Source organism: Streptomyces sp. NPDC092952 (assembly GCF_044754785.1).
GTDB lineage: Bacteria > Actinomycetota > Actinomycetes > Streptomycetales > Streptomycetaceae > Streptomyces.
Genome location: NZ_JBIVPT010000011.1, coordinates 195,323 through 208,773, shown reverse-complemented (window position 1 = coordinate 208,773; position 13,451 = coordinate 195,323). Strand labels below are relative to the sequence as shown.

Here is a 13,451-nt window from a genome sequence, read left to right as displayed (position 1 = left end):
CAGTCTCCCATCAGGGCGGTCGCCGGACCGCCGGAATACCGGCGGACGGATCCGGCTCGTCGTGCTCACGGGGTGCGCAGTCCGAACTGTTCGATCAGCTGGGCCCGGTGCAGGCGCAGGGTGCGGTTGTCGGGGAGGATCTCCAGGATCTGGGCGCCGTCGTAGTTGAGGAGCTGGGCCAGGGTCGCGGCGAAGCCGGGGGCGCGGCCGACGGGCTGGCCCGCACGTTCGGCCAGGGCGGTCATGGGCAGGGTGCCCGCTTCGACGAGGGCGACCAGCGCCTTGGGCAGGACGGACGGGTCCCGCGGCTTTCGGGCGAGCAGGTCCAGCTGTGCCGCGTACAGCTCGGTGGCGACGAGCCGTTCCACGAGCGCGACGGCAGGCGGCTGGGCCTGGGTGGAGGGGGCTTCGGTCTCCGGTGCGGGGTCGGCGGGCTCCTGGGACGCGAGAGGCGCGAGAGGGGCGAGTTCCTCCTCACCGAAGAGACCGATGACGCCCTCCGCCACGGGCGGGGCGGCCTTCTTGGACTGCTTGGCGAGCGGACGCGACGGCGTGGCGACGGGGGCAGCGGTGCCGGACGAAGTGACGGCCTCTGCGCCGGATTCCGTCTCGATGCCCGTCTCGTCCGACCACCACAGCGGAGCCGGATCGCCCAACTCCCGCCATCCTTCCGGTGGTTCGGTTCCGAAGGGCAGCAGGGCGAGCAGCGGGATGGTGAATTCGGCGAGGGTCGCGCCGCCGTGGTAACCCGCCTTGAGGGCGGTGTACCGGGCGTCGTGGTCGCGCAGAGCGACGATGTGCGAGCCGGGCTCCGGCCAGACCACCCGCGGCCCGGCCAGTGCGATCTCGGAGGGTGCGACCGGGCCGCCGGGGTCGCGGTGGCGGGCCGAACCGATGGTGCCTGCGGGTGCGTCGAGCTTGCTGCCCCGCCGTTCGATGACATGGCCGTGGTCGGAGGTCAGGAGCACGGTCATGCCGTTTGCACGCGCGGCCCGCAACAGCGGTTCGAGACCGCCGACCTCCTTGGCCTGCCAGGCGCCGTCCCCGAGTTTCTGTTCCTTGGCAAGCCGGTCGTCGACGGTGTTGAGGACGACGGCGACATGCATGCGCTCGTCGGCGAGGGCCTCACCGAGGGCGGTGGAGAAGGGCGAGCCGGTGTCGGGGCCGCGCAGGTCGTCCTTGTGGAAGACGGCCGCCGGGGCGCCCTGCCAGCAGGAGTGCTGGGGGAAGAGCCGCTTCTCGTCGTTCTGGTCGCCCTTCATCAGGGTTCCGGTGAAGAGCGAGGCGCGCGAGACAGCAGTGAGTGTGGGCAGAGCAGCGGCCACGGCACGCCGCACTGGTGCGCCGTGCGCCCCGGGAACCGGGTCGAACTCGGCCCACTGCTCGCGCAGTTCCTCGCCCAGTTCGGCCGCTATGGCCGCGCTCATCCCGTCCAGGAGCAGCAGCAGGACCCGGCGCCCCGGCTCGGCGACGACCGGCGCGACGATCCGCGTCAGGAGAGACTCGACGGTGAGCAGGGAACCGGGGGAGCTGCCGTCCGCCGTCCACACCGCGAGCCGTTCGCTGAAGGCGTGGTCGAGCGTGCGGCGGGTCCGCCGCACCTGGTCGCCGATCCGGCTGTACGCGGCGGCGAGTACGGAGTCCGGGTCGCCGCCCGCCTCCAGGTGTTCCAGGGCGCGGTCGGCCCAGCCGAGTTCGCGGATCTGGCGGTCCGTCCCGTCGGTCACCGACCCGATCTCGTCCGACGGGTTCCCGGCCAGCCACCGTTGCAGCCGTACGGCCATCCGGACCCGCTCGATCCGGGCCCGGGTCTCACCGTCGCCGGTGGCAAGGGCGTGTGCGCGGAGCGCGGTGACGGAGTCCGTGACCGCTTCGGTGGAGCCGCCGGTCAGCGCGTGACCGGCCGCGGTGAACCGGGCGTCGAGCCCGGCGGACAGGAGCGGACTGGCGGTGGCGGCGGCCTGCGCCCCGAACTGGGCGACGAGCTGTGCGGCCCGGGTCAGGACCGGGTCGGCGAGACGGTGCTCGCCCCGGTCGATGAGATCGCGTACGTACGCCTCACCGCTGCGGGCGAAGGAGGCCAGGAGCCGGTCGAGTTCATCGCCCTGGGCGGGCGGCTGCTCGCCGAGCCATCGTTCGGCCCGACCGCGCGCACGGTACAGGTTGTGGTCGGCCTCCGCGTGTCCCCACAGGGCGGCGCAGACCACCGCGTACGCAGCTGCGTCGGGGCCGTGCTCGGCATCGACCAGGGCGGTGATCACCCTGCCCGTGGAGCCACCCTGCTCAGGTGCGGCGAGGAAGTGGGCGAGGCCGGCCTTCTCCGGTCCGCGCAGCTCGCGCAGGAGGTCCGGGCCGCCGGGAGTGAGGGTCCACCGGAACAGGGCGACGGGGTCGACCCGGTCCGCCTCCCCTGGCAGGACGCGTCCTGCCAGCGTGTCGCCGCTGCTGTCGTCGAGGCGGAGGCGCCGCCGGGCCAGCCGGGTGAGGGCTTCGTCGCGGGAGAGCACCCCCCTGCCGATCGAGCGCCAGCCCCGGGTGCCCGCCGCATCCAGGAGCGCTTCGGCCGCCCAGGTCTCGCCGCGCAGGCGGGTGTCGAGGCCGCTCGCGCCGAACGCCTCCTGCACGACTTCCCAGTTGTCGACGGACCTGATGCGGCGACTGTAGACGCGGGCGAGCAGACCGGGGTCGAGCTCGGTGTTCTCCCGGTCGGTGAGGACGACGAGGACCCGCGGCTCCGACGGGACCTGCGCCTCCAGGTGGTCCAGGATCTGCTCGTGCACCGCGAGGACGGACGGCGCGACGGCAACCCTCACCTGTGTCCCGCCTACCGTCGGCTGCATGGCAGCCCCGTCCCACTGTGGGGCGGCCCGCAGCAGCATGACGCGGACCGCGCCGTCGCAGAGCTTGCTGCGCGCGGCGACGAACTGACGGACCGTGCTCACCGAAAGGCGGGCGGGACCTGCAGCCGAGGGTCCCGGCCCGGCGGCGGGCGCGGTGGTGATCGTGCCGGACATCAGTGGGCGACCTTCCAAGCGGCGTCGACGGAGGGACCGGGGCGGGGCGAGGCGGACGTCGTGGCTTTTGGGCCGGACATCAGTCGACGACCTTCCACGTGACCTCGACGGTGGCGTCGGGGTGTGCCGCGGCGAGTGCCGCGATCTCGGCCTGCAGCTCCGCAGCAGCCCGGGCGGCTGTCGTCCGGCCGCCACCGGAGCGGGCCACCGGGCGTGCCGGATCACGCGGCGCGGGCGGCGTCGGCAGCACCTGCGGATGGGCGGAGCCGCCGTCCAGGGTCACCGTGTCGGAGCTGGGTGCCGGGGCGGCGGGCTGTTGTGGGGCCACCGGTGGACTCTGCCGGGATCGCAGCAGCGCCATCACCTCCCGGCTGCCCTTCTTCAGCACGGCCGGCAGGTCGGGGTAGTCGCCGGGGTCGCCGGCCGCGGCGTCGCGCACCCGCTCCAGGATCGCCGCACCGTCCCGGCCGAGCGTGTCCGCCAGCTCCAACTGTTCACCCCAGCTGGTGTTCTGCAGCGCATCGGCTACGGTCCGGGCACTGGTCAGCGACATGCTGTACCGGTGCGCGGTGAAGGCGCCGAGGTCGAATCCGGCCAGCCGGTCCACCACAGCCTTGGCGCCGAGGTTCTCCGCCCGCACCGCGTCCACCAGCTCCTGGGCCTGCCGGGCGAGTACGAGGCGGGGCGAGGCGTCGTCCAGGTGCAGGAAGCTGCGGTGCTTCTCCAGCTCCGTGACGAGCCGTGCCGCATCGGTGGCGAACGCGGTCGCGGCCCTGCGGATCTCGCCAGCGAACTGGTTCACGATCCGCCCGCGCCGCAACTGCGGTGCGGGCGTGCCGAACACCGTCTCGTACCGCTTGCGGGCTTCAGCCCAGTCCGCCTCGGTGGGCAGCGGCTGCTCCCGCAGCGCGTAGTCACGCTTCAGATCGCTCGGCAGCGGTGCGGGCTCGACCGCGACCCCGCCGCGCACCCACACACGGTCGGACATTTCCGCGTACGCGGCGGCGAGCAGCCGTCGCAGCGGGTCGGGCAGGCCGCGCGGGTCGGGCTGGTCGCTCCAGTCGGCGAGCTTGACCAGGGTCGGCTCAGCGACCCCGTCCCGCCGGGCCTGCGCGTTGAAGTGGTCGAGCCAGGCGTTGGACTGCCGGTAGTACGCCTCCTGCATCACACCGAGCTTGAGGCCGCCTGCGATCCGAGCCATGACCTTGCGGTCCTTGGACTCGACCTCCACCTGCCCGTCACGGTCCTCGGCGGCCTTGCGCACGTACTCGAAGACGGTCTTGATCTCGGTGGCCCGCAGTGGCTTCCCGGTGCCTTCCGGATCCAGATCCGGGTGGGCGGGGAACTGGTGGGCGAGCAGCTTCCCGGACAGCTGACGTGCGGCGTCGTCCATCTGCGCGCCGATCGGCAGTTGCAGATCCGCCACCTGCTGCTGGGCCTCCAGGTGGTTGCCGAAGCCGAGGTCGACGACGCCTTCCTGCTTCTGCGCGAGTCCGTACGCCTGCTTCAGCGCGCCCAGGACCCGCTCGGTGAGGACCTCCCGCTGCGACTGCAGCATGCCCTTGGCGCGGGCTTTGTCGTCGGCGTTGAGGCTGCGCGCGAACTCGGAGTCGAAGCGGGCCTCGTCGGACAGTGCCTTGTCGATGACGACGAGACGCTCGAAGTCGCCGCGGGTGGTGTCGGTGAGATGAGTGGGCAGCCAGGCCAGGGTCCGCGAGTCGCCGCCCGTCTTCTCCCGCAGCGTGCGCAGCCGCTGGAGGTCATCCATCGGCCCGAACTCGCCCTCGTCGTAAGGGAAGTCGACGACGAGCCGCCAGGCGTCCTCCTGGTTGGGCCGCAGTGCCGCGTCGGAGAGCGAGTCGACGTCGGCGACGTTCCCGAAGACCACCTCGACCTGCCGCTCGGTGCCCTTCCACACCAGGTCGAGTGTGTCGTACGGGTCGAACCCGCCGGTCCCGTCGGTGACACCGAGCGACTCCTTGAGCAGGGTGCGCATCTTGGTCCGGCGGTTGCCCAGGTTGTTGTGGACCTGGGCGTTGGCGAGCACCGCGTCGAGGTCGACACCGGTCAGCTCCAGGCGCACGACCGCGCCGGGACCGGTGCCGGCGACCTTGATCTCGGGGAAGGTCGCCGCCCATTCCTTCGTCTTCTGCTCCAGGCGGCCGATCTCGGTTCCGGCGATCCGGGTGGTGATGGACCCGTGGTTGAGCGCGTTGAGCCGGGCCAGGGTCAGGTCGGACAGGGCGGGGACGCTCGGCGCGAGCGCGGAGAGTAGCAGCGTCTGGATCAGCCGGCTGTCACCGGTGAAGTCCCGGCAACGGGCCTTCAGCTGCGGGTCGTTGATCGTCTCCGGACGGCGCCTGTGCGTCTCCACGTCGTCCTCGGTGACCTGGTTGGTCTTCAGCAGGTACGGGCGCAGCTTCTCGCGGTACAGCTTGTCCGCCGCTTCGAAGTGGACGCTGGTCTCGCCGCTGAACGCCTTGTCGCCGCCGCCGACGATCGCCGGGTACAGATCGCCGAGCGGTACGAGCTGGCCGAGGCGCCAGTCGTCCCGGTGGTCGACCAGGAGCTGGCTCATCAGCTTCAGGCCGGTGCGGGAGCGCTGCAGCGCCCCGGAGATGTGCACCAGGGTGTCCATGAACGCCGGCGGGAAGGGGTACGTCCGCCGGAAGGCGTCCTCGTCCGCGCCGGTGGTGGAGTCCTTGTGGCCGAGCAGTGTCTGCCAGACGTCCGGGCCGAGCTTCTTGGCCTCGTCGAAGGCTGCCGCGACCTTCGCCTCGGCCTCGTCGTCGACGGGATTCAGCAGACGGGCCTGCGCGATCGTCGGCAGGTTGCGGTCCTCCAGGACGATCGAGTCGTACCGGCCGCCGTTGAGCTTCAGCGTGTCCTGCACGGCGGCCTCGGCAGCGCCGGACATCTCCTCGCCGACCAGCTCCCGCAGGTCACGCTGGCGGGCGATGAACGAGACGACGGGGATGGCACGGCGCTCGTCGGCGCCCTCCACGAAGTTGGTGACCTTGCCTGCCTCGCGGCCGAGCGCCTTCTGATCGTGGATGAGGGTGGCCAGCCACAGGATCAGCTCGTCCATGAAGAGGACGAGGCCGTCGTAGCCGAGGGACTTGGCGTGCGCGGCGATGATGCCGAGGCCCTTGTCCAGGGAGACGAACCCGTCGGCGTTCTCCGAGGCGTTGCGTGAGAACGACGGGAAGAGGGTCTTGGTCAGGTCCTGGACGAGCCGGGCCCGCAGCTCCTGCGGGGTGGTCGGGTTGTCCAGGTCGAAACCCTTGGTGTTCTCGTGCTCCTCCTGCGCGGCGACGGCCCGGTCGAGCAGCTCGGTGGTCCAGGCGAACGCCTCGCCCCACTCGTCGCCCTCACCGCTGTCCGCCTCGGCGAGCTGCGCGATCACCCGGTCGTCGCCGCTGCCACGGCGATGGGCGGCGAAGTCCTCGAAGAGTCCGTCGGTCAGATAGACCTGCGGCAGATCGCAATCGGGGTGCACCTTGCGTACGTGCTCCACGTACTTGCCGAGAATGCGCTGCTCGAGGGACTTGGCGCCGAGCATGTGGTACGGGACGAGGAGGAACTTGCGATCTCCCGCGTCCAGCCAGGAATGCTGGGCACGGACGGGGTCGAGGCCCGTCTTGGTGCGGGCGGTCTGGTGGCCGGAGAGCAGGGCGTAGAGCACCGCCATGAAGTGCGACTTACCGGAACCGAACGAGCCGTGCAGGTAGGCAGCCTTGGAGGAGTGGCTGTCGAGCGCGGACTTGATCAGGTCAAGGGCCTCGTCGAAGTTGCCGCGCAGACGGTCGGTGACGACGTAGTCCCGCAGGGCAGCCTCGGCGCCCTCGGGGGTGACGGCCTCACCGAGCTTCAGCACGAAGTCGGACGTCGACACCCGCTCCGGGATGTCGATCAGCTCCCGGAGAAGGGGCCGGTCCTCGGGACGGGGAGTGTTCCTGCTCAAAAACGCCATGGTCTGCCTGCGGCTCCTCACTCTGCGGGTCCTTCAGCTCACAGAACCGAGCTGCCCGATTAATCGTAAGGGGCGGCACTGACACCAGGAAGGAGAGATCGTGTCCCGCTCTCCCGTCCAGCTCTCCCTCACATGGTGATCGAGCGCACGCCGGGCAGGCCGTCGAAGGCGGCCTTGCCGTCCGTGGTGACCACCGTGCGGGCGGTGCATGCCGCGGTCGCCGCGATGATCAGGTCGTGCGCACCGCGCGGCTTGCCCTCGTGCCGTACGTGCGCGAGCAGGCGGGCGTGGACCCGTGCGACATCGGGGGTGTAGTCCTCGACGGGGACCAGGGCGTGCACGCCGTCGACGAACGCCTGCCGGCCGGGGCGCCGTGCCTCGTCGGCCAGCTCCACCCCGAGCAGCAGCTTGCCGAAGGTGAGGGGGTGATGGCCACGTCGTCGCCGTTGTCGAGCAGCCGGGCGAGGCTGCCGCCCCCGCGCTCGGCGCGGATGATCACGCCGGTGTCCAGGATCAGGCGTCGGGCCATGCCGTCCCCAGCTCGTCGGTGGTGAGATCGCGTACGGACTCCACGTCCGCGGCGAAGTCGTCGTCCACGGGGTGTCCGGCCAGGAACTCCATCAGCGCCGCGCCGTTCCCCGCGGGAGCCGGGGACAGTATGGCCAGGCGCCGGCCACCACGGGTGATCGCGATGGTCTCGCCGCGCTCGGCGCGGTCGAGTACGGACGCGAAGTTCCTGGAAGCCTCGGTTGCCGTCATCGTCTTCATGGAGTCCGAGTGTCTGATTTCTGCAGTTCGTGGCAGGTCATGCAGGGTGGTTGCCGAACGTCGTCCCGGGGTGGGCGGGCTGCTAGGCGGGGTGGTGGTCGTGGAGCTGCGGCCTGGTCGGGTCCGGCGGGTCGGCCGGCTTGGTCTGTGCCCATAAGGTCTTGCCGGGGCCGGTGCGGTCCGCGACGCCCCAGCGGTGGGCGACGGCCTCCACGAGGGCGAGGCCGCGTCCGCCGTCGGCATCCGGGTCGGCCATGGTGGCCGTCGTGGGGTCGGGGCGTCGTGGGTGGGTGTCGGAGACTTCGACGTGTACGGCGGTGGCCGCGTGCTCGTACTGGAGGCGCAGCTCGAAGTTCCGTCCCGGTACGCGGCCGTGGCGGGCGGCGTTGGCCGCGAGCTCGGCGACGAGGAGGGCGAGGGTGTCGGAGAGCGGACTGCCGGGCGGGACGCCCCAGTCACCGAGCGTGCTCATGGCGGTCCGGCGGGCGAGGCTCGCGCCGAGGCGAGTGGCGGGGAAGGCGTGCGTGAACTCGCGGATGGTCTGGGGCGGTTGGACCTGCGATGCCGTCATGCGGTCAGCCTTTCGGCTGCCCTGTTGTGTCGACAGGAACGGCACCCATACAGATCCATCTGTACTGGTTCATGCCCTGGACTGGGCGGGTAACTCCCTGTAACCCTGGGCAGGTTGACCGACGCGGGGCGCGGGGCGCGTGGTGTACGGCACGGAAAGCGGGGCGGCGATGACGGCGGACCAGGACGGCAGTGGTACGGCGGCGGGTGGTGAACCTGAACTGTCGGACAGTCTCAAGACGTTCGGGGCTGTCTTGAAGGCGCTGCGGGAGGCTGATGGCCTGACCCAGGAGGAGTTCGCACCGCGTGTGCGCTACTCGGCGGCGTACGTCGCGAAGATCGAACAGGGCAAGCGGTTCCCTCCGGAGAACCTTCCGGACCGGACGGCCGAAGTGCTGGGGCCGGTCGCGGGCAAGGTCCTCGCGGCAGCGGCGAAGAGCCTGCGGAGGAAGGCCGGGCTGGCGTCCTGGTTCCTGCAATGGGCGGGGATCGAGGAAGAGGCGATCACGCTGTACGCGTATGAGTGCCGGGGGATTCCGGGGTTGTTGCAGACCGAGGGATACATCCGGGCAGTCTTCGACCGACGCCTGCCGCCCTTGTCGGAGCAGCAGTTCGAGCAGCAGGTTGCTGCACGCCTTGAGCGACAGGAGCTGTTGGGCGCGCGACCCAACACCTCGTTCTCGTTTCTTATCGAGCAAGCCGTCCTGGAACGCCAGTTGGGAGGACCTCAGGTGACTTCCGCCCTCATCGACAACCTGCTGGCGCAAGGCCGTCGACGCAACGTAGAAATCCTTGTCATGGCACTCAAGCAGCCTGACCACTCGGGCATCGACGGCCAGATGTACCTCGCCGAGACCTCGTCCAACAGCTGGTTCGGATACGTCGAAGGTCACGACAGCAGCACTCTCATGGCCGACCCGAAAGTGGTCAGTGCCATGCTTCAGCGCTATGGCAAGATGCGCTCACAGGCGCTGAGCCACGAGGCCACAGTCGGCCTGCTGAAGCAGATTCAAGGAGCGCTATGAGCACCGAACTTGACTGGGTCAAGAGCAGCTACAGCGGCAGTGGTGGCGACAACTGCGTTGAGGTCGCGGTGGGCGCCGAAGCGGTCCACGTCCGGGATTCCAAGGACCTCGGCCGCGACTCGTTCGCCGTCGCCTCCGGCGCCTGGGCAGCCTTCACCGCGCACGTGTCGGGTTCCTGACTGTCGTGGGGGGGGGGGGGGGGGGGGGCCCCCCCCCCCCCCCCCCGGCGGGGGGGGGGGGGGCGGGGGGGCGGGGGGGGGGGGGGGGGGGGGGGGGGGGGGGGGGGGGGGGGGGGGGGGGGGCGCGCCGGGGGGGGGGGGGGGGGCCCGGGGGGGGGGGGGGGGGCCCCCCCCCCCCCCCCCCCCCGACGCACTGCTCAGTCGGACTCTGCGGAGGCCGCCGTCTTCTTCTTCGGGGCGGCGGCCTTCTTCGCGCGGGTGGCGGGGGAGGGGCGCCAGGCGCGCAACGTGTCGTCGGTCAGGCCGAGTTCACCCTGCTTCTGCTGCCGGAAGGCGAGAATCTCGGCGGCAGGGGACGCGCCGAACTCGGCGTCGTACTCGCCGTACCACTGGTTCAGCCAGGACTGGAGCTCAAGGAGCCCAGCCAGGAACGGCACGATCTCCTCGCTGCCGAGACCCGCGGTCTGGATGTACGAGGCGAGCGCGAGCGCCTGCTCCAGGTGGTCCCAGCCGGCCCACCCATACAGCTCGGGCGACTGCGCGTTCACCGTGCCGTACGAGACGAACCGCTCCTTGGGCACGTCGAGCTTGCCGCGGGCACGCCAGTAGCTGGGCTTGAGGAAGTCGGGGGGAGAGGATGTGTACTTCGGAGGCACGGGCGTCCGCTCACGGATCTTCCGCTTCGCGGGCTCGTCCGGCGCAGCATCCTCCTCACGCTGGAGATCCCAGACGTGCTCCCAGTCCGCACGCTTTTTCAGCCCGGAAGGCTTGTAGCGGAGAGCCGAGACGAAGGGGACATGCTCCTCGGAGAGCAGGTCACGGACGGTCTTGGCGAAGTCCTGACGGGGGGCGTAGAGATCGGCGACGGAGGTGAAGTCCTCGTCGGCGGACAGGGCTTCCGCGAGACGGGCGAGGGTGGTGACGGTGGGGTTACCGTTCGCGTCGAACCAGTACGAGCGGTCTTCGATGCGGTCGAGCAGCCAGGACTTCAGCGCCTCCTGGCGCATCGAGTCCCAGCCTTCGGTGGCCCAGCGGCGCTTGTACTCGGGGCGCTCGATCATGTTGATGGCACGATTCGACTCGATGACGTCGATTCGCTTTTGGACGATTGCACGGTAGTCGTCAGGCCAGTGGGACGGGATTTCAGTGATGGGCGTGTACTTGTGGTTATGGTGACGGAACCAGGATGTGTTTACTTCGCCGCATTCCAGTTTACGGGCGAGTGCAATAGCGAACGCGCGTTCTGCTGGGGTGATTTCTGGAGTCGCCTCAGGATCGATGGTCAAATCCTGGTCCAGGATTTCGTACAGGGAGTAAACCTTCCAGTCGAGCTCCTCTTGAATGGCAATCATTTGGGTTCTAATTGTGCGGTATTGGGCTTCTGCGTCACGTAGTGCTGCAGCTGTGGGAGTGCCCGTCGAGGTGACGGCTGCAGGGGTGCTTCCAATCAGCTGCAGGGACAGTTTTTCAAGCTTGCAAGAGAGTTGATGAGGATACTCGGTGGGGAGTGGGAATTCGGCGAGTTTTGCTCCGTTGAACTGGAATCGATGCTCCCAGGGTTCGTCGGCTCCACCAGAATCAGCGCCAGGGCGCCCCATGTCGTGACTGACCTGGCGAAGCCAAAGTCCAGCCGTTGAGCTATTTAGCAACCCGAGCAAGTTCAAATGGTCTGCTTCGGTCGCGTTTGCTTTCAGCTTGATGTAGAGGGCTGAATTCTTGAATACGGTTTCCTCCCTGTGTAGAACGAAATGGTTGTGTGTTGCGATGAATGCGTAGGCGATGGTCCAAGGGTGCGCCGAGGGGCTCGATGTCACTTGATGCCATTCGTACCAAGGGCGCCCGTCGGAAAAGTATGTCCCCTTGGAGAAGGTTGCCCGATTTCCTAGGACGGTGCGTCCAGGCCACATGATTTTGTGTGCGGACGATTTCATGTCGAGCGGAATGAGTTCAAACTTCCCATTTTGGTGCTCGTATGGGAAGAAGGCGTAGGTCTCTTCGGAGTGTACCCAGTCCCGCAATTCGTCACCGAGTACTACGGTGCGGCCAGATTTGATTTCTCCACCCTGGCGCGTCCAGTTCTCTCGAGTGGTCAGCATCATGCTGTCTGCATTGGTTTGTCCTGTATACCCAATGCGCTCGGTGATTTCCTGAAGTTTATGACCTGCAGCGCCGAGGGTGCTCGAAATTTCTTGTCCGCCTGCGTTGAGGATCCACGGGTGCCACGCAAAGAAATCGCGACTTGCGAGATCATCGACTGCTACCCACTGGCTTGTCGAGCCGGGGGAGTCGATTTGAGCGCTGATTGAACTCCAAACCAGCCCTTCTTCCTCTTTCCCTTCCTCTGGCACTGAGGGTTCCCCCTGTACGCTGCGCACTGTGCGGATCGTAGTCCGCCGTTGCGATCCCTCTTTTGAGGATCCAACCAAGATCACAGTCGGAGTTCCGTGCCCAGGGATGAATGCCCCCGATGTGTCGATGACCTCAGTGAGCTCGACCTTGTGGGCGAAGTACTCTTCGATTAGCTTGGCTCCGAACTCCCGCTTCATAAACGAGTTCGCTGTGATCTGCCCGACCATGCCATAGCCGTGCCCATCACCCCCACCCCGCCTGGCCAGCTCGAAGAATCGCTGGGCGAACGGCACGGACAGCGCGTACGTTCCCGCGCACGCGTCATACAGCTCCCGATAAAGCTGGTTGAGTTTCTTGTCCTTGACCGTGATGTACGGCGGGTTGCCCACCACCACGTGGTACCGCCCCTGCTGCAGAATCCCCGGGTACTCGTGCACGTCCTCCGTCGCGTACGAGAATTCGGCCAGGGGGTCGCCAACCGCACCCTCCTCGCCGAGCCCCAGCTGAAGTTCCAACTGCCGGTCCTTGATGAGCGAGTCGCCCACCGCCAACTGGATCGGCCACTCGTACTCCCGAGCCGCCCCCAACGTCCGCAGCCCGCTCGCAGCCATCGCCGCAACGAACAACCGGAACCGCGCCACCGCCACCGCGAACGGGTTCAGGTCCACCCCGTGCACCGACTCCAGCGACGCCCGCACCCGCTCGTACGGTCCGACCTCCGGCCGCTCCTCGGCCCACAGCCGCACCAGCCGCCGGAACGCGCCGAGCACGAAGTGCCCCGACCCACACGTCGGGTCGATCATCTTCAGTTCTTCGAAGCCGAACTCGCGGACCGCCGGCGTCATCGTCCGGTCGAGGATGAACTCCTCGACGAATTCCGGGGTTTGGAGCAGCGCGTACGTCTTACGCGCCGCCTCGCTCAGGTCCTGGTACAGGTCGCCCAGGAACCGGGTGTCCCAGCCCTTCGTGCCGTCCTCGCTCAACGGGTCGGTGAAGTCGTGAACCAGCACCGACGTGCTGCCGGAGCCGTCCTCCGCCTCTACTGACTTCTGCTCCCGCCAGAACGCAAGGAGCGCGCCAGCCCCGTCGTGCGACAGCGGAATCTGGTACAGCGGGTTGTGATCCCGGTCGAACAGCAGCCGCCCCGCCTGCCCCGCGCCCAGTTCCGCGAACGCCGTCTCCAGCCACCCGCGATACGTCGGGTCGGCGTCCTTCGCCATGTACTCCTCGTACCGGGCCTGGGCGACCTCCCGCCCCGCCACGTCCGGCGCCGTGATGTACGGCTCCGCGATCAGCCGGTTGTCCTCGCTGAACCGGACGAAGACCGTGCCGAGCACCCATGCCACCGCGACCTGGGTGACCCGCTCACCGAGCCAGGAGTTCCAAGTCGCCGCCGTACGGCCCAGCTTCTTCGCCTGGTCGTACTCGCCGCGTAGCCGTGCCCCGACCTCGGGAACGGCCTTGACCTGCGCGTCCAGGTCGGTCTCTGCCGCCTTGACCTGCTTCTGCAGGTCACTGAGGAGGCTCTTGCGGTCGATCACGGACTGCTCCCGAAGTTGTGACTAAAGGCGAG

The 13,451-nt window shown here is 68.8% G+C and carries 8 protein-coding genes; 2 read left to right on the top strand and 6 right to left on the bottom strand.

Features of this window, described 5'->3' with window-relative positions; translation table 11 throughout:
• Positions 1 to 65 precede the first annotated feature (65 nt).
• The 5 genes from pglZ to ACIQGQ_RS25215 form a co-directional block, all read right to left on the bottom strand.
• Positions 66 to 3,014, bottom strand: a complete 2,949-nt coding sequence (gene pglZ / locus ACIQGQ_RS25235) for a BREX-2 system phosphatase PglZ (protein WP_402399082.1) — start codon at positions 3,012 to 3,014, stop codon at positions 66 to 68.
• A gap of 79 nt (positions 3,015 to 3,093) precedes the next feature.
• A complete protein-coding gene (locus ACIQGQ_RS25230) occupies positions 3,094 to 6,987 on the bottom strand; it encodes a phage resistance protein (protein WP_402399079.1) in 3,894 nt (1,297 codons plus the stop codon).
• A gap of 128 nt (positions 6,988 to 7,115) precedes the next feature.
• Positions 7,116 to 7,382, bottom strand: coding sequence for a hypothetical protein (locus ACIQGQ_RS25225; protein ID WP_402399077.1), 267 nt, complete (start codon positions 7,380 to 7,382; stop codon positions 7,116 to 7,118).
• A gap of 118 nt (positions 7,383 to 7,500) precedes the next feature.
• On the bottom strand, positions 7,501 to 7,755 hold the full coding sequence (locus ACIQGQ_RS25220; protein ID WP_402399075.1) for a type II toxin-antitoxin system Phd/YefM family antitoxin: 255 nt from the start codon (positions 7,753 to 7,755) through the stop codon (positions 7,501 to 7,503).
• An 82-nt stretch (positions 7,756 to 7,837) separates the two neighbouring features.
• A complete protein-coding gene (locus ACIQGQ_RS25215) occupies positions 7,838 to 8,326 on the bottom strand; it encodes an ATP-binding protein (protein WP_402399073.1) in 489 nt (162 codons plus the stop codon).
• Positions 8,327 to 8,495: 169 nt separating this feature from the next.
• Between ACIQGQ_RS25215 and ACIQGQ_RS25210 the strand changes: the two genes are divergently transcribed.
• Complete coding sequence (locus ACIQGQ_RS25210; protein ID WP_402399211.1) at positions 8,496 to 9,350, top strand: helix-turn-helix domain-containing protein; 855 nt, start codon at positions 8,496 to 8,498, stop codon at positions 9,348 to 9,350.
• Positions 9,347 to 9,529, top strand: coding sequence for a DUF397 domain-containing protein (locus tag ACIQGQ_RS25205; RefSeq protein ID WP_402399071.1), 183 nt, complete (start codon positions 9,347 to 9,349; stop codon positions 9,527 to 9,529). Before ACIQGQ_RS25210 ends, ACIQGQ_RS25205 begins: the two co-directional genes overlap by 4 nt.
• 197 nt (positions 9,530 to 9,726) lie before the next feature.
• Here the strand turns inward: ACIQGQ_RS25205 and pglX are convergent, their stop codons facing one another.
• On the bottom strand, positions 9,727 to 13,419 hold the full coding sequence (gene pglX, locus ACIQGQ_RS25200) for a BREX-2 system adenine-specific DNA-methyltransferase PglX (RefSeq protein WP_402399069.1): 3,693 nt from the start codon (positions 13,417 to 13,419) through the stop codon (positions 9,727 to 9,729).
• Between the last annotated feature and the right edge of the window lie 32 nt (positions 13,420 to 13,451).

Bases quoted from the DNA above. Each gene is read 5' to 3' on its own strand.
- ACIQGQ_RS25210 (WP_402399211.1), top strand. From the start codon at position 8,496: ATGACGGCGGACCAGGACGGCAGTGGTACGGCGGCGGGTGGTGAACCT.
- ACIQGQ_RS25220 (WP_402399075.1), bottom strand. From the start codon at position 7,755: ATGAAGACGATGACGGCAACCGAGGCTTCCAGGAACTTCGCGTCCGTA.
- ACIQGQ_RS25230 (WP_402399079.1), bottom strand. From the start codon at position 6,987: ATGGCGTTTTTGAGCAGGAACACTCCCCGTCCCGAGGACCGGCCCCTT.
- pglZ (WP_402399082.1), bottom strand. From the start codon at position 3,014: ATGTCCGGCACGATCACCACCGCGCCCGCCGCCGGGCCGGGACCCTCG.
- ACIQGQ_RS25215 (WP_402399073.1), bottom strand. From the start codon at position 8,326: ATGACGGCATCGCAGGTCCAACCGCCCCAGACCATCCGCGAGTTCACG.
- ACIQGQ_RS25205 (WP_402399071.1), top strand. From the start codon at position 9,347: ATGAGCACCGAACTTGACTGGGTCAAGAGCAGCTACAGCGGCAGTGGT.